At 67.9% G+C, this 14357-nt stretch carries 17 protein-coding genes; 5 read left to right on the top strand and 12 right to left on the bottom strand.

Going from position 1 to position 14357, the window contains the following annotated elements; translation table 11 throughout:
• The first annotated feature begins 697 nt into the window (after window positions 1–697).
• The gene (locus tag DIS04_RS05550; RefSeq protein WP_111412797.1) at window positions 698–2644 is read left to right on the top strand and encodes a methyl-accepting chemotaxis protein; all 1947 of its coding nucleotides are present in this window, start codon (window positions 698–700) and stop codon (window positions 2642–2644) included.
• Between the two features lie 3 nt (window positions 2645–2647).
• Here DIS04_RS05550 and DIS04_RS05555 read toward each other — a convergent pair whose 3' ends face one another.
• The gene (locus tag DIS04_RS05555; protein ID WP_111412798.1) at window positions 2648–3469 is read right to left on the bottom strand and encodes a Tim44 domain-containing protein; all 822 of its coding nucleotides are present in this window, start codon (window positions 3467–3469) and stop codon (window positions 2648–2650) included.
• Window positions 3470–3559: 90 nt separating this feature from the next.
• Between DIS04_RS05555 and DIS04_RS05560 the strand changes: the two genes are divergently transcribed.
• Complete coding sequence (locus DIS04_RS05560; protein ID WP_111412799.1) at window positions 3560–4135, top strand: isochorismatase family protein; 576 nt, start codon at window positions 3560–3562, stop codon at window positions 4133–4135.
• Here DIS04_RS05560 and yaaA read toward each other — a convergent pair.
• Both yaaA and DIS04_RS05570 read right to left on the bottom strand, forming a co-directional pair.
• Window positions 4112–4918: a peroxide stress protein YaaA gene (gene yaaA / locus DIS04_RS05565; protein ID WP_111412800.1), complete on the bottom strand. Its 807-nt coding sequence runs from the start codon at window positions 4916–4918 to the stop codon at window positions 4112–4114. The genes DIS04_RS05560 and yaaA overlap by 24 nt on opposite strands.
• Before the next feature lie 109 nt (window positions 4919–5027).
• Window positions 5028–6059, bottom strand: a complete 1032-nt coding sequence (locus tag DIS04_RS05570) for an NADP(H)-dependent aldo-keto reductase (protein WP_111412801.1) — start codon at window positions 6057–6059, stop codon at window positions 5028–5030.
• 244 nt (window positions 6060–6303) lie between these two features.
• Here DIS04_RS05570 and DIS04_RS05575 point away from each other — a divergent pair, with 244 nt between their 5' ends.
• Together DIS04_RS05575 and DIS04_RS05580 are read left to right on the top strand one after the other, a co-directional pair.
• Window positions 6304–6822: a tetratricopeptide repeat protein gene (locus tag DIS04_RS05575; RefSeq protein WP_111412802.1), complete on the top strand. Its 519-nt coding sequence runs from the start codon at window positions 6304–6306 to the stop codon at window positions 6820–6822.
• Window positions 6823–6878: 56 nt separating this feature from the next.
• Window positions 6879–7373 (top strand): 3'-5' exonuclease, encoded by a 495-nt coding sequence (locus DIS04_RS05580; RefSeq protein WP_111412803.1) that lies wholly within the window; start codon window positions 6879–6881, stop codon window positions 7371–7373.
• An 11-nt stretch (window positions 7374–7384) separates the two neighbouring features.
• Here the strand turns inward: DIS04_RS05580 and DIS04_RS05585 are convergent, their stop codons facing one another.
• The 8 genes from DIS04_RS05585 to DIS04_RS05620 all read right to left on the bottom strand — a co-directional run bounded on the left by DIS04_RS05585 (window position 7385) and on the right by DIS04_RS05620 (window position 12131).
• The gene (locus DIS04_RS05585) at window positions 7385–8356 is read right to left on the bottom strand and encodes an NAD(P)H-quinone oxidoreductase (RefSeq protein ID WP_111412804.1); all 972 of its coding nucleotides are present in this window, start codon (window positions 8354–8356) and stop codon (window positions 7385–7387) included.
• A 9-nt stretch (window positions 8357–8365) separates the two neighbouring features.
• Window positions 8366–8923, bottom strand: coding sequence for an LOG family protein (locus tag DIS04_RS05590; RefSeq protein ID WP_111412805.1), 558 nt, complete (start codon window positions 8921–8923; stop codon window positions 8366–8368).
• Between the two features lie 66 nt (window positions 8924–8989).
• A complete protein-coding gene (locus DIS04_RS05595) occupies window positions 8990–9511 on the bottom strand; it encodes a DUF501 domain-containing protein (RefSeq protein WP_111412806.1) in 522 nt (173 codons plus the stop codon).
• Entirely contained in the window at window positions 9483–9812 is a 330-nt protein-coding gene (locus tag DIS04_RS05600; protein WP_111412807.1) for a hypothetical protein, read from the bottom strand. Before DIS04_RS05600 ends, DIS04_RS05595 begins: the two co-directional genes overlap by 29 nt.
• An 89-nt stretch (window positions 9813–9901) precedes the next feature.
• Window positions 9902–10372: a Cys-tRNA(Pro) deacylase gene (ybaK, locus tag DIS04_RS05605; RefSeq protein WP_111412808.1), complete on the bottom strand. Its 471-nt coding sequence runs from the start codon at window positions 10370–10372 to the stop codon at window positions 9902–9904.
• Complete coding sequence (locus tag DIS04_RS05610) at window positions 10369–10782, bottom strand: acyl-CoA thioesterase (RefSeq protein ID WP_111412809.1); 414 nt, start codon at window positions 10780–10782, stop codon at window positions 10369–10371. Before DIS04_RS05610 ends, ybaK begins: the two co-directional genes overlap by 4 nt.
• Window positions 10783–10849: 67 nt before the next feature.
• Window positions 10850–11665 (bottom strand): hypothetical protein, encoded by an 816-nt coding sequence (locus DIS04_RS05615; RefSeq protein WP_111412810.1) that lies wholly within the window; start codon window positions 11663–11665, stop codon window positions 10850–10852.
• 31 nt (window positions 11666–11696) lie between these two features.
• Window positions 11697–12131, bottom strand: a complete 435-nt coding sequence (locus DIS04_RS05620; protein WP_111413295.1) for a hypothetical protein — start codon at window positions 12129–12131, stop codon at window positions 11697–11699.
• Window positions 12132–12166: 35 nt separating this feature from the next.
• Between DIS04_RS05620 and DIS04_RS05625 the strand changes: the two genes are divergently transcribed.
• Window positions 12167–13345 carry a MalY/PatB family protein gene (locus tag DIS04_RS05625; protein ID WP_111412811.1) on the top strand — a complete coding sequence of 393 codons (1179 nt, stop codon included), beginning with the start codon at window positions 12167–12169 and terminating at the stop codon, window positions 13343–13345.
• A 46-nt stretch (window positions 13346–13391) separates the two neighbouring features.
• Here the strand turns inward: DIS04_RS05625 and DIS04_RS05630 are convergent, their stop codons facing one another.
• On the bottom strand, window positions 13392–14324 hold the full coding sequence (locus DIS04_RS05630; protein ID WP_111412812.1) for a tetratricopeptide repeat protein: 933 nt from the start codon (window positions 14322–14324) through the stop codon (window positions 13392–13394).
• Between the last annotated feature and the right edge of the window lie 33 nt (window positions 14325–14357).

The raw sequence follows: 14357 nt of genomic DNA on the forward strand, positions 1-14357 counted from the left end.
CTCAGGATGAGACGAGTCGAGCAGCGGGGAGCCGCCCTGGACATCGTCAGGCATCTTTACAGAAACCCAGCTTCGAAAGAGGCTGGGTTTCGTCGTTTCAGGGGCCTCCCACGGATCCCGCCTGTCGGGAACAGGCGGAAACCGCGGCAGCGGCCCGAAGGGCGAGCCTCAGGATGAGACGAGTCGAGCAGCGGGGCGCCGCCCGGGTCGTCGGGCATCTCACCCGAAAACCCCGAGTGCGACAGCGCTCAGGGTTTTTTATTTCTTCAGGCGACCAGAAGGGCAGGTAAGTGAACCCCGACGGATTTTCATTTATTCACGTTGAGCAAAGGAACGTTGGCGGGCGGGAGTAGTCGGTAGAAAACTACGCCAGTGCGAGGTGTTCAGGGATGAAAATGACGCGGTTTGTCCTCGTAGTGATCGTCTTGCTAGCGGGAGGTCTTGGCGGCTGCGACGGCCCCAGCCATGGGGAGAGAGTGGAACGTAATATCGACCGCTCCATGAAGGATCTGGAAGTACGCTTGGAGAGTGTGAGCGAGGAGATCGAGGAGGATGCGGAAGAGGAGGATCGGTGACAATGCACGGTCAGTGAGCTGCGCCCTAAAGTTTCCCTGTGGGTGGTCGATAGAAAACCTGACCGTATGGTCAGGTTTGGCGTGTCTCTTACTGACGATGCGCCGCAGGCAAAGGGAAGCCCATGATAAAACTCACGATCGCCCAGAAGCTGTTGCTCTGTATCAGTCTGTTCATGTTGCTGATTGTCGGTGGCTCCACCGCTGTCCAGTACCGGCTCTTCGGGGACCTGGTCACGGAACGAGTCACGGAGGCTGAGCTGCCTGCCACGCTGGAGAGTATCCGCAACGACATCGATGCGACCCTGACAGGCCCTATTACCACCGCCCAGAACCTGGCATACAACCGTTACCTGAGGGAGTGGTTGTCGGCGGGTGAACCCGAGGAAGGAGCCGCGCAGGCAGTCGACTATTTCCGGGACATACGGCAGCGTAGCGGAGCCAGTATCGTTTTCTTCGTTTCGGCCCAGAGCGGCAATTACTATACGGAGAATGGCGCCGAACGCACGCTGGACCGTGAACGGGACCGCTGGTTCTACGATCTGGTCGATGCCAACGATGGCGAGGCCTACCAGTTGAATGTCGATGCCGAAGGCGGTCAGGTCCAGGTGTTCATCAATCATGTCATCGAGACCGATGGTGAGCGCGTGGGAATCGCGGGCGTTGGATATTCGCTGGACGCCATGGCGGAAGCGATACGCAGCTATCGGCTGGGTGAGAGCGGCGGCGTCTTCCTGGCAAGCCGAGACGGCACCATCAGCATTCATCCCGAGGGGGCGGAGCGGGTAGGCGAGCCGGTCGAGGCCCTGCCGGGCTGGGAAGACATCGCCGAGGAGCTGGTGACCGGCGAGGGGTATCGTTACGCGACGGCAAAGGACGCCCAGGGGGCCGAACAACTGGTGGCAGCCATCGAGGTGCCGGGGACCGACTGGGTGGCCTTTGCCCAGATACCGCGGGGAGAGCTGTTCGCCGACCTCAACCGCGCTGTCCTGCTGGTCGTGCTCAGCGTGGCGCTGATCCTGCTGGCAAGCCTCGCCGTGGTCGCCATGCTCCTGAAGGCCCTGTTTCGGCCGATAAGACGCACGGCCCACGCCATGCGAGAAGTCGCCGAGGGCGACGGTGACCTGACGCTGCGTCTTCCGGTCGAGGGCAGCGATGAAAGCACCGAGCTCGCCATCCAGTTCAATGCCTTCGCCGACAAGATGCACGACGTGTTGGCCCAGGTGAGAAGCAGCAGCGATTCGGTCCGGCTGGCGGCCCAGGAGATTGCCAGCGGCGGCCACGACATGTCACGGCGCACCGATCAGGCCGCGTCCAGCCTTCAGCAGACCTCGGCCTCGATGGAGGAGATCAATGGCACCGTGGCCAACACCACTGCTTCGGCACAGGAGGCCAGCGTCCTCTCTCAGGGAGCCTCGGACCTGGCGCAGCGTACCTCCGACAGGGTAGAGCAGGTCGTCGCGACCATGAGTGAGATACACGAGGCTTCCCGACGGGTCGCCGACATCGTCAAGGTAATGGACGACATCGCCTTCCAGACCAACCTGCTGGCGCTGAACGCCTCGGTAGAGGCGGCGCGGGCCGGGGAGAGCGGCAGGGGCTTCGCCGTGGTGGCGGGGGAAGTGAGGCAATTGGCCACGCGCAGTGCCGCGGCTTCGCGTGACATACGCCAGCTCATCGAAGCGTCCAGCGAGAAGGTGCAGGGCGGCACGCACCTGGTGCGTGAAACCGGCGACGCCATGCAGGAACTGATGGGAGGCGTCGATCGTGTCGCTTGCATGCTGGGCGAGATCAGCCATGCCGCCAACGAGCAGAGCGACGGCATCGGACAGGTCAATGTGGCCGTGGCGGAACTTGACCGAATGACGCAGCAGAATGCGGCCCTGGCGGAAGAGACGACGTCAGCGGCCGAGCAGCTGCGAGAGCAGGCAGACCGGCTGGCCGAGATGGTCGGGCGTTTCAGGCTGAAACGCAGTGCGATGGAGCACCAGGCTCTGGAACGGGCCGTGGAAGCAACGGCGGGCCGGCACCGCGAGGAGCGCAGCCGACCCTTGGCACTGGAGGTCCTGTAGGGATCAGCCAGCGGCGTTCTGCTCGATGCCCTGAAGGTACCAGGGAGCGCCGTCACGCACTTGGCGCGTCAGGTGCCAGGTCTCGTTGAATTCGGACTGTTCGCCGTTCTCGTCGAGAATGCCATGGAAGATCACCGTGGCTTCGGCCTGTTCGCCCAGCTCACGTACATCGCCGAGCTCGGCGAACAGGCGCACGATCTCCGTGCGGTTGTTCGCCGGCTGCCTGCTGCGTTCCTCGCGAAGCAGGTTGTAGAGTTCGGGAGTGACGTACTCCTGGATACCGCCGAAATCGTTGTTGTCCCAGGCGCGCTGCAAGATCATGAAATGCTCCTTGGCACCGGCAAGGAAGCGCTCGCGGTCGAACCAGTCGGGCAGGCTTCCGAAGGTGGCCCCGCCCATGGCCGCGCCGGGCGCCGGCTGGAAGGCGTGGGGGGCGACGTGAGACTGACGCGCGGTGGGCTGCGGTCCGCCTGCCACGGCGGGGCGCCGACGGGCGAGCAGCCGCAACAGCAGGAAGCCGAGACCGGCGATGAGCAGGATGTCCATCAGCCGCAGTTCGTCGAAGGCGCCGCCGAAGAAGAGGGCCGCCAGCAGGCCGCCGGCCAGCATGCCACCGAGCATGCCGGGCATGCGTGAGCCGGTGGCCGGGTTGGGTTGCGCCTGGCGAGAAGGGGCGGACTGGCTGGGAGCGGCGGCGGGACGATCGGCCGAGCGGGAGAAGCTGCCGACATTGCCGCCGCCGCCCAGGCGACGGGCCTCGGCATGTTCGACGGCCAGGCCAAAGCCCAGCACGGCGACCATGAGCATGACGAATAAGTGTCGCATCGGTTGATCTCTCTATGGGGAAAGTCGAATTTGGAAGGCCCATTCTAGCCGCTATGCTGACCCAAGTGACGACAAAAAATGGGGAATGCCATGCGTCTTAATAGCGAAGAGAGCCTGCTGCTGGTGGTCGATCTCCAGGCCGGCCTGCTGCCGGTGGTCGACGGCGGCGAGCAGGCCGTTGCCGAGGCAGCGTGGCTGGGCGGTATCGCCTGCGCGTTGTCGGTTCCGGTATGGCTTACCGAGCAGAATCCCGAGGGCCTCGGCGGCAGCGATCCACGCCTGCTGACGGCGCTCCCCGATCACCTGCGCTGGCAGAAGACGCACTTCAACGCGCACGCCGAGCCGGAGTTCGCGGCCGCGCTGGAGCAGAGCGGCAGGCGTCAGATCGTGCTGTGCGGCAGCGAGGCACATATCTGCGTGCTGCAGACCGGGCTCGGGCTGCTGGAAGCGGGCTACGCGCTTTACTGGCTCTGCGAGGCCACGGTCAGCCGGCGCGCGGAGGAGGCGAGGCTCGCCCGGGAACGCGTGGTGAGCGCTGGGGCGGTCCCGGTGAGCGCCGACATGGTCGCCTACGAATGGCTCGAGCGCTGTGACGGCGAACGCTTCCGCCAGCTCCACAAGGCGTTTCTCAAGCCGCGCTCGTCACGCCCGTTGCGCTTCTTCTGAGCCTCGGCCCTGGCCCTCGCGGCGGGTGAAGACCAGGGTGTCGCCTTCGGACATGGCCGGGTTGTAGGCGTAGCCTGCCACGTCGAACTCCTTGAGCCCACCCGGGTCGTCCAGGCGCTGGCGAATCATCCAGGCGGCCATCAGTCCGCGCGCCTTCTTGGCATAGAAGCTGATGATCTTGAACTGGCCGTTCTTCTCGTCCTTGAACACTGGCGTGATTACCCTGGCGGCGAGCCGCTTGGGGTCGACGGCCTTGAAGTATTCGTTTGAGGCCAGGTTCACCAGCACCCTGGAGCCGCTCTCGGCGATGGCGCGGTCGAGTGCCTCGGCGAGGGTCCCCTGCCAGAAGGCGTAGAGGTCCTTGCCGGCCGGGTTGGGCAGGCGAGTGCCCATTTCCAGGCGATAGGGCTGGATCAGGTCGAGCGGGCGCAGCAGGCCGTACAGCCCCGAGAGGATGCGCAGGTGCTGCTGGGCGAAGGCGTTGTCCTCGTCGCTGAAGCTGGCGGCCTCGAGCCCGACATAGACGTCCCCCTGGAAGGCCTGGGCCGCCGGCTTGGCGTTGTCGGGGGAGAAGGGCGGGCGCCATTCGGCGAAGCGCGCGGCGTTGAGGCCGGCCAGCTTGTCGCTGATGCCCATCAGCTCGCTGAGCTGCTGCGGCGAGTAGTCGCGCAGGTGAGCGATCAGCCGTTGGCTGTGGTCGAGAAAATCCGGTTGGGTGTGGACGGCCGTGGTGGCCGGCGTCTCGAAGTCCAGCGTCTTGGCTGGAGAGATCACGCTCAGCATGGGCGCTCCTGTTACCTGGATGGGCAGAGTCGGGAATGGCGTGATTATACCAATAGCGGCCCGCATACGGGGCTATCGCGACGATAGCCCCGGCTTGCTTGCGCGGATCTCAGGGGCAGGGGTTGGGAATGCGGCGATGCACTTCGTCGATGGCGTCGAGCACGCTCTGCTCGAGCTTGAGCGATTCGCTGGCCAGGTTGTCCTCGAGCTGCTCCATGGTGGTGGCGCCGATGATGTTGCTGGTCAGGAAGCTGCGCGAGTTGACGAAGGCCAGCGCCATCTGCGCGGGGTTCAGATCATGCTCGCGGGCGATGTCGACGTAGGCTCGGGTGGCCTGCTCGGCGAGAGGCGAGGTGTAGCGCTGGAAACGTTCGAACAGGGTCAGGCGGGCATTTTCCGGGCGCGCGCCGTCGAGGTACTTGCCCGAGAGCACGCCGAAGGCCAGGGGCGAATAGGCCAGCAAGCCCACGTTCTCGCGATGAGCGATCTCGGCGAGGCCGACTTCGAAGGTGCGGTTGAGCAGGTTGTAGGGGTTCTGGATCGAGGCGATGCGGGGCAGGCCGAGCCGCTCGGCCAGCTGCAGCGACTTCATCACCCCCCAGGGCGTCTCGTTGGAGAGGCCGATGGCACGTACCTTGCCGGCCTCGACCAACTCCTTGAGCACGCCGAGGGTCTCCTCCAGCGGGATGGCCCGCTCCTCCTCGTCGTGCTCGTAGCCCAGCCGGCCGAAGTAGTTGGTCGAGCGCTCCGGCCAGTGCAGCTGGTAGAGGTCGACGTAGTCGGTCTGCAGCCGGGCGAGGCTGGCGTCGATGGCCTGATGTATCTGCTCGCGGTCGAGGCGCGGGCCGCCGCGGATGTGCTCCAGGCCGGGGCCGGTCACCTTGGTGGCGATGATGACGTCGTCGCGGCTTTCGCGGCGCCGTAGCCAGCTGCCGATGTAGGTCTCGGTGCGGCCCTGGGTCTCGGCGCGGGGGGGGACCGGATACATCTCGGCGGCGTCGATGAAATTGATGCCGAAGGCTACGGCGCGGTCGAGCTGTTCATGGGCCTCGGCTTCGCTGTTCTGCTCGCCGAACGTCATGGTGCCCAGGCACAGGCGACTGACCTCGATGCCCGTATCGCCAAGCGGTCGCGTCTGCATCATCGCTCCTGTTTGAGGTGGGGTCGCAAGCGTTCTCGTGGCATATCCAGAGCCATGCTAGCCGAGGCCTACCAAGGCAGCAAATCGTGGGGGTTGAGTCGTCGCCGGGGCGAGCGTATGCTGGCGACCCTCAGCGGCCCCGGCGGAGTCCCGCGGCGAGCTCAAGACAGGCCATGACGACGACCACAGGGGTGTGCGCCACGTCATCGGCCAGCTTCAAGACGCACGCAAGGTTGTTTGCACCATGACGCAGGCATCATCACTGTTCACCCGGCTCGAATATCGTCTTGCGGAACAGCTCTTCCACACGCGTTGGCTGCCTCGCTCCCCGCGTACCCAGCGTTTGACCATGCATCTCTTCGAGCGCTGTGCCGACGCCGGCCACCCCGCGGCGCTGTCGCTGTACGGGCACATGCTCTTCCAGCGCGGCGTCAGCCCCCAGGACAAGGCGCGCGGCGCGCGCTACGTCCTCGAGGCGGCCCAGATCGGCAATCTCAAGGCCCAGTACCAGGCAGGGCGTATCCTCGAACACGGCTGCGCCCAGTATCCCCGCCGCGAGGAGCGTGCCGTGACCTGGTACGCCCGCGCCGGTGAGGCCGGCCACCCGCTCGCCGCGCTGCGCCTGGCCCGGGCCTACCGCCTCGGTGAGCTGGGCCTGCCGGTGGACAGCGTCCAGGCCGAGCGCTGGCAGGCGCTCGCCGACCGCCATGCCGGGCTGAAGAGTGAAGCGCTGGACAGCGACGGCGTCCAGGCCCGACACTGACCCTTCCCTGCCACGGCTCATGCCCGACGGCCCAGCATTCGAGGACCCGCCCATTCGTGACGCTGCCGACACTGCTGGATATCGAGGCGTCCGGGTTCGGGCGCGGTAGCTACCCCATCGAGATCGGCCTGGCACGGGCCGACGGCAGCTGTTGCGCTTTCCTCGTCCAGCCCCTGGCGGAATGGACGCACTGGGACCCCAAGGCCGAGCTGCTGCACGGCATCTCCCGCGCGCGCCTGCAGCGCGAGGGGCTGCCCGTGGCTCAGGTCGCGCGCTGGCTCAACGACGAGCTGGGTGAGATCGGCGTGGCCTACAGCGACAGCTGGGGCTACGACAACACCTGGCTGTCGCTGCTGTTCCACCATGCCGGCATGCTTCCCGCCTTTCGCCTCGAGGCGCTGCGTATCCTGCTCAGCGAACAGCAGCTTGCCGCCTGGCACCGGACCCGCGAAACGCTGGTCAAAGAGCTGGGCATCCATCGGCACCGTGCCGGCGAGGACGCCCGCCTGCTGCAGCTCACCTACCAGCGCACACGTCAGCAGGCCGGCTGAGCTCGCTTCCTTCAGCCTTCGCCGCTCACCGCGAGCAGTACCTTGCCGATATTGGCGTCGCGCTCGACATGGGCGTGGGCGGCCTCCGCCTCGTCGATCGGCCAGGTGCGGTCGATCAGCGGACGGATCTCGCCGCGGGCCAGGCGGGGCCAGACGTGGGTCAGCAGGGCGTCGAGGATGGCTCCCTTGGCCGCCGGCGGCTTGGCGCGCAGGGTCGAACCGATCAGGCGCTGACGCTTCATCAGCATGCGCCCCAGGTCGAGTTCGGCGCGGCGGCCGCCCATCAGGCCGATGAGCACCAGGCGGCCGTCGACGTTGAGGACCCGCTGGTTGTCGGCCAGGTAGGCCGCGCCCACCGGATCGAGGATCAGATCGGCGCCGCCCCAGCCCTTGACGGCCTCGACGAAGCTGCCCTGATGGCGATTGAAGAGACCGTCGGCGCCCAGCTCGCGGCAGGCGGCGAGCTTGTCGTCGCTGCCTGCCGTGACGAAGCAGGGGTGGCCGAAAGCGCCACAGAGCTGAATCGCCGCGGTGCCGACGCCGCTGGCGCCGGCGTGCAGCAGCACGCGCTCGCCGGCCGCCAGGTGGCCCTCCATGAACAGGTTGAGCCAGGCGGTGGCGAACGCCTCGGGCAGGGCGGCCGCCTCGCGCAGACCGAAGCCTTCGGGCAGCGGCACCACCTGGCGGGCATCGACCACGACCTCCTCGGCATACCCTCCTCCCGCCAGCAGGGCGCAGGCCCGGTCGCCGGGGCGCAGCCTGTCGACACCGGGGCCGACCTCGGCCACGGTACCGCTGACTTCGAGGCCGAGGATCTCGCTGGCACCGGGCGGAGGGGGATAGTGTCCGGCGCGCTGCATCAGGTCGGCGCGATTGACGCCGGCCCAGGCGACCCGTAGGCGAACCTCTCCCGCCTCGGGCCCCGGGGGAGCGGGCTGCTCTCGCCAGTCCAGGCGCTCCTGCTCGATGGCGATGGCAAGCATGACGGCCTCCTAGGTGACGGTTGCGGCGAGCCTGGCCTCCAGGGCGTCCAGCAGGGCGGCGGGTTCCTCGGCATCGACCAGGCAGGCGCGGGTGCGGGCATTGAGGAAGCCGTGCTCCACGGTCCGGTCGAGAAAGCCCAGCAAGGGAGCGTAGAAGCCGGCGGTATCGAGCACGCCGATGGGCTTGTCGTGTAGCCCCAGGTACTGCCAGGTCCAGGCCTCGAACAGCTCTTCCAGGGTGCCGATGCCGCCGGGCAGGGCGATGAAGGCATCGGCATGGGCGGCCATGCTGGCCTTGCGCTCGTGCATGTTGTTGACGCGGATCAGCGTGGGCAGGCCGGTGTGTGCTTGCTCGCGCTCCACCAGGTGGTCGGGCATCACCCCGACCACATTGCCGCCGCCCTCGAGCACGGCGTTGGCCAGCGCCCCCATCAGGCCGATGCGGGCGCCGCCATAGACCAGGCCATGGCCGCGCGCGGCCAGCTCGCGCCCGAGCGCCCGGGTGGCTTCAAGAAAGGCGGGATCCCGACCGTCGCGGGAGCCCAGGTAGACACAGAAATTCGACATGCGCTTCTCCTTGGCAAGCTCCTATCCTAGCTGCCGGGGAGAGGCTTCGAAAGCGTCGGGATGGCGTCAGGGCAGGCAGCCGGCCACGCTGAACTCGGCGTCGAGCCATTGGCCGATGGCGTTGTTGCCGCACAGGTGGTGGGCGTACTGGGTGTGCAGGCAGCGCACCTGGTTCCAGTTGGCGATGCCGCCGATGCCGCGCTCGCGCATCACCTCCGTGTAGCCGAGCCGCTCGACGTCGTGGCGCTGCGCTGCGCTCATGTGCTGCCAGCGGGCCTCCACGTAGTCGCGGTGGCTGGCGTGGTAGGCCTCGAGGAAGTCGACGTCCTCGCGCAGCCTGGCCTCGAGCTGCTTGATGACGCCGCTGGCCTCGATGCGCGAGATCTCGATCTTGAGGCGCTCGGAACAGAGCCAGTAGAGGGTGGGAAACGGCTTGCCATCGACGATGGGGGCCATGCGCAGTACCAGCGGGGTGCCCTCGCCGTCAACGGCGGCCACCGCCTCGATGCCACGCGGCGCCCGCCCCAACTGCTCGGCAATGATGGCCAGCTGGCGGGCGTCAGGCATCTGGTCGGTCTGGATCACCATCGTTGTGGTCCCGTACGAACTTGTTGGAGCGGCCGACGGCGCGGAAGAAGGTCCGGTTGAGCTGCTCGGGCGTCGGCACGTAGCCGCGCCACCGACGTTCGCAGTACTCGTTGGCCCGCGCCATCAGCACGTCATAGAGGCGGTTGAACGGGGCATCATAATCGTAGGGATCGGCGCCGAACAAGCGGATGTGGGGGTAGTCGGCGAACCGCTCCATGAAGTAGCGCTCCAGGTCGGCTTCCACGGCGCGATGCTGGGCGACGTTGTCGGGGTCGAGCCAGAGGTTGTAGCGAATGGCCATCTTGGACTCCTGCCGGCGATGAGTGGCCCGTCATGGCGTCGGGGCATGTCGCTTTGACCAGCGCTGAGGGAGATCGGCTCAAGAAGAGCTCAGCCGCGTGACAGCGCTGCCAGCCGTGCGTCGCACAGGCGGCGCAGGTCGGCCGGCGCCAGGGCGATCTCCAGGCCGCGGCGGCCGCCGCTGACGTGCAGGCGCTCGAGCGCCTCGGCGCTGGCGTCGAGGAAGGTCGGCAGACGCTTCTTCTGACCCAGCGGGCTGATCCCGCCCAGCACATAGCCGGTGGCGCGCTCGGCGTCGGCCGCCGCGGCTAGGGTGGCGCGTCGCGCCCCGGCCGCCTTGGCCAGCGCCTTGAGGTCGAGCTGGCCGGTCACCGGCACGATGCCCACCACCAGGCGGCCATCGTCGAGGCGGGCGATGAGGGTCTTGAACACGCTGTGCGGATCGAGCCCCAAGGCATTCGCGGCCTCCTCGCCGTAGGCCGGCGCACGGGGATCGTGCTCGTAGCCGAGCAGCTCGAAGGTGGCGCCGTCGCGTTCCAGCGCTTTCACGGCCGGGGTCATGCGTCGGTCGGCTCCTCGATGGGTTGCAGGTGAGCTTCGAGCGCCGAGCGCAGCTCGCCCTCGATCGGCACGGCGCGCTTGGTGTCGTGATCGAAGTGCACCATCACGGTGTGGCCCAGGTTGGTCATCTCGCCCTTCTGCCACGCTTCCTGGGTCACGGTAAAGGAGCTGTTGCCCAGGCGCGAGACATAGGTGCGAATCTCGATATCGTGGCCGTAGTGCAGCTCGGCGCGGTAGTCGACCTCCATGCGTGCCATGATCAGTCGCCACTTGCGTGGGTCGAGGTCCGGCGTGAACAGGCGAAACAGGTCGTTGCGTGCCAGCTCGAACCAGGCCGGCAGGCGGGTATTGTTGACGTGTCCGAGGGCATCGGTGTCGTAGAAGGCCGGCTCAATGGTGCGCACGAACATGTGGGTGTCCCTTTGCTGGTGGTCTAGTGGTGTGCCGTCGACAGCATTGCCCCGAGCAAGCGCTAGGTCAAGTGCCGGCCGCCTGTCTCGCGCCGTGCCAGGCCTGCAGCCGCATCCAGCCCAGCAGCCACAGCGTGGCGACCGCGAACCCCGCCAGGGTGCCCCACAGCAGGCCCAGGGTGGCATAGGTGAGCGACACGCACAGCGCATAGCAGAGCAGTGCACCCAGGCCGGCCGGGTAGTGCTTGATCACGGTGGCGGCGGGCGCGGCGCCATGAGTCAGGTGCAGGATCACCAGCAGCGGGTACATCGAGATCGGGAACGCCGCCAGCATGCCGGCCCAGGACGCCGGCAGCAGGTGGGCCAGGCCGGTGACCACGAAGACGATGGCAGTGGCGAGCCCGGCGCGCAGCACGAGTGGTTGCCAGCGCGAGCCGTCATGACGCACCTTGACCCGGGTCTCCGGCACGTGACGATAGAGCCAGGTGAAGCCGAAGATGGCCACCAGGGTCACCAGAGTGCCGCTCAGACGATCGAACTCGACGCGGGTCAGCGCCAGGCTCGTCAGCCACCAGGCGATGAGCCCGCCCGCGGTGCCGGCGAGCACGCCGACGATCCCGTCGCGGCGCCCGCACAGCAGGTAGCCGCCGCCCAGCGCCATGGTGGCGGTGAACCCCGCCAGGCTGAATACGGCACTCTCGGCGGCGAAGCCCGGCGAGATCTCCAGGCCGATGAAGAACAGCGCGATGGCGGTGCCCAGGGGGTAGCCGGAGAGCAGCCCGGCCACCCGGGTGCTGACGCGCTCGGCGACGAGCGACAGGCCGAGCACGATGCCGATCGACACCGCGAGCTTGGCCAACTGCCAGCTCAGGGGAACATCCATGGGGTTTTCCTTGGCTGATGGGCGAGCGAGGCTAGACCAGGCGCAGGCCCTGGCGATCTGCCCAGGCGGCGCCCACCGCATGGGCGAGCATCTCCTGCAGGTGGGCGGGCAGGGCGGCACGCGCGTCGTCGACGCTGGCGAATTGGCGATTGCGCAGCCAGCAGTAGGCCCAGGCGCAGGCCTCCTCGTCGCTCCGCGGCACCGGTCGCGCCGGCATCTGGAACAGCAGGAAGGCGGCGGTGCATGCCGCCCACAGCGGAATGTCGTCGCCGGCCCCAGGGCGGCTCCACTCGGCGAGCCGGGCCCCGTCGGGCGTGGCCTCGGGTTCGCCCAGCTTCGCCACCCGGGCCGTCTCGGCCAGGATCAGGGCGAGGCGGTCCGGCTCGCCCTGGCCGAGCTGGCGCCACTGGTCGATCAGCGCCGGCATGCCCCGGCGTGCCTTGGCATAGAAGCCGCTTTGCGGCATGGTTTCGCTCATACTGCTGCTTCCGAGGAGAGAACATGGAGTTCGATTTTGCCACGCCTGTCGAGCGTCGCCACCCCGAGCGGGGCGAGTGGCCCTCGCAGAAGTGGCATCGCTATGATGCCAGCATTCTGCCGCTGTGGGTGGCCGACATGGACTTCCGCTCTCCGCCCGAGGTGGTCGAGGCGCTGAGGCAGCGCGTCGACCACGGCGTCTTCGGCTACGGTCTGGTGCCCGACAGCCTCAGGCACACCCTGTGCGAGTGGAGTGCCCGCGAATACGCCTGGCCGATCGAGCCGGAGTGGCAGCTGTGGCTGCCCGGCGTGGTGCCGGCCCTGCACCTGGCCAGCCTGGCGCTGACCGCGCCGGGCGATGGCGTATTGACCGTCACGCCGATCTACCCCCCGTTCCTCAAGGTGGCCGAGCGCACCGGGCGCCTGGCGCAGCAGGCTGCACTGGGCGAGCCGGACGCCCTTGGCGCGGCGTGGCGGCTCGACCTGGAGGCGCTGGAGGCGGCGATCACGCCCGAGACGCGGCTGCTGCTGTGGTGTCATCCGCACAACCCCACTGGACGGGTCTGGTCCCACGAGGAGCTCGCTGGGCTGGCGGCCCTGGTCGAGCGGCATGACCTGGTGGTGGTCTCCGACGAACTGCACTGTGACCTGCTGCTCGACGAAGGGGCCGTGCATCGGCCTCTGGCGGCGGCCTTCCCGGCACTGGCGGCACGCATCATCACCCTCTGGGCGCCCTCCAAGACCTTCAATCTCGCCGGCCTGACCGCGGCCTGCGCGGTGATCCCGGACGCCTCGCTGCGGCGGCGCTTCGCCGCGGCAATGCGGGGCTTGATGCCGGACGTCAACGTGCTGGGGCTGGTGGCCGCGGAGGTGGCCTATGCGCGTGGTGATCGCTGGCGCCAGGCCCTGCTCGAGGTGCTGCGTGGCCACCGGCGGACCTTGACCGAGCGCGTCGAGGCCTGGCCGGGGGTGAACATGAGCGCACCGCAGTCGACCTACCTGGCCTGGCTCGACCTGCGCCGCGCCGAGGGGCTGGCACACCGTGAGGGTACGCCTCAGCGAGTGCTGATGGAGCAGGCCGGGGTGGCACTCTCCGACGGGGCCGACTTCGGCTGGCCGGGTTTCGTGCGGCTCAATTTCGGCACCACCGCCGCCCAGCTCGAGGAGGCCCTGCAGCGCCTCGACAGGGTGCTGCGGGCGTGACGCGGCAGCCGCGAGGCGGCGACTGGCGCCGCCTCGCAGGGAGCGATCAGTACAGCAGCGTGAACAGCTTGCGGCGATAGGTGACGGTCAGAGGGTGGTCGGCGCCCAGGGCATCGAAGACCCGCAGCAGCGTCTTGCGCGCCGCGTCGTCGCCGTAGGCGCGATCCCTGCGCATCACGCCGAGCAGCCCTTCCAGCCCCGCCTCGTAGTCGCCGTCGGCGACCTGACGCAGGGCGCGCTTGTACTGCGCCTCGCTGTCGTCGCGCCCGGCCAGGGCGGCCAGCTCCTCGTCGCCCGGCGCCTCCTTGCGGAACTCGACGCTGGCCCGTACGCCGCGCGCCGGTGCCGCGTCGCGCTCCTCGGGCGGCAGGTTGTCGAGCAGGGCCAGCGCCTCCTCGCTGCTGCCCTCTGCCACCAGCGCGCGAGCCAGCTCGACCTGGTAGGGGTAGTGTTCGGGGTGCTGCTGCACGAGCTGCTCGTACAGGGCGCGGGCCGTGGCGGCATCACCCCGGGCCAGGGCGTCGGCGGCCTGCTCCTCGGGGCTGGCCGGGGCGTCCTCCGGCGCCGGGAAGTAGCGCGACAGCCACTCGCGGATCTCCTTCTCGGGCAGTGCGCCCTGGAAGTGATCCACCAGCCCGCCCTGGCTGATCAGCTTGACGTCGGGGACCGAGCGCACGCCGAGCTGGGCGGCGATCTCCTGGTTGTCCTCGATGTTGAGCTTGGCCAGGATGAAGCTGCCACGGTACTCGCGGGTGAGCTTCTCGAGGATCGGCATCAGCGCCTTGCACGGCTGGCACCAGGGCGCCCAGCAGTCGAGCAGCACCGGCACCTGCATGGAGAACTCCAGCAACTGCTGGATGTTGTTGCGGTCGACGTCGATGATCAGCTGCTCATCGCTGGGCGCCGCTTCCTGCGTGGCAGTGGGAGATTCCTGAGGCGCCGTCAGCGGGGCGCCGTTGCGAGGGTCGACGATGGACATGGAAACGGCCTTGGCAAAGGGTGAGTTTGTTCG

The sequence above is a fragment of the Billgrantia lactosivorans genome (assembly GCF_003254665.1).
GTDB lineage: Bacteria > Pseudomonadota > Gammaproteobacteria > Pseudomonadales > Halomonadaceae > Halomonas > Halomonas lactosivorans.

Excerpts from the sequence above, each read along its gene's own strand:
- DIS04_RS05595 (WP_111412806.1), bottom strand. The coding sequence starts at position 9,511 with ATGGTGATCCAGACCGACCAGATGCCTGACGCCCGCCAGCTGGCCATC.
- ybaK (WP_111412808.1), bottom strand. The coding sequence starts at position 10,372 with ATGACCCCGGCCGTGAAAGCGCTGGAACGCGACGGCGCCACCTTCGAG.
- yaaA (WP_111412800.1), bottom strand. The coding sequence starts at position 4,918 with ATGCTGAGCGTGATCTCTCCAGCCAAGACGCTGGACTTCGAGACGCCG.
- DIS04_RS05570 (WP_111412801.1), bottom strand. The coding sequence starts at position 6,059 with ATGCAGACGCGACCGCTTGGCGATACGGGCATCGAGGTCAGTCGCCTG.
- DIS04_RS05610 (WP_111412809.1), bottom strand. The coding sequence starts at position 10,782 with ATGTTCGTGCGCACCATTGAGCCGGCCTTCTACGACACCGATGCCCTC.
- DIS04_RS05560 (WP_111412799.1), top strand. The coding sequence starts at position 3,560 with ATGCGTCTTAATAGCGAAGAGAGCCTGCTGCTGGTGGTCGATCTCCAG.
- DIS04_RS05600 (WP_111412807.1), bottom strand. The coding sequence starts at position 9,812 with ATGGCCATTCGCTACAACCTCTGGCTCGACCCCGACAACGTCGCCCAG.
- DIS04_RS05615 (WP_111412810.1), bottom strand. The coding sequence starts at position 11,665 with ATGGATGTTCCCCTGAGCTGGCAGTTGGCCAAGCTCGCGGTGTCGATC.
- DIS04_RS05555 (WP_111412798.1), bottom strand. The coding sequence starts at position 3,469 with ATGCGACACTTATTCGTCATGCTCATGGTCGCCGTGCTGGGCTTTGGC.
- DIS04_RS05630 (WP_111412812.1), bottom strand. The coding sequence starts at position 14,324 with ATGTCCATCGTCGACCCTCGCAACGGCGCCCCGCTGACGGCGCCTCAG.
- DIS04_RS05550 (WP_111412797.1), top strand. The coding sequence starts at position 698 with ATGATAAAACTCACGATCGCCCAGAAGCTGTTGCTCTGTATCAGTCTG.
- DIS04_RS05575 (WP_111412802.1), top strand. The coding sequence starts at position 6,304 with ATGACGCAGGCATCATCACTGTTCACCCGGCTCGAATATCGTCTTGCG.
- DIS04_RS05625 (WP_111412811.1), top strand. The coding sequence starts at position 12,167 with ATGGAGTTCGATTTTGCCACGCCTGTCGAGCGTCGCCACCCCGAGCGG.
- DIS04_RS05590 (WP_111412805.1), bottom strand. The coding sequence starts at position 8,923 with ATGTCGAATTTCTGTGTCTACCTGGGCTCCCGCGACGGTCGGGATCCC.
- DIS04_RS05585 (WP_111412804.1), bottom strand. The coding sequence starts at position 8,356 with ATGCTTGCCATCGCCATCGAGCAGGAGCGCCTGGACTGGCGAGAGCAG.
- DIS04_RS05620 (WP_111413295.1), bottom strand. The coding sequence starts at position 12,131 with ATGCCGCAAAGCGGCTTCTATGCCAAGGCACGCCGGGGCATGCCGGCG.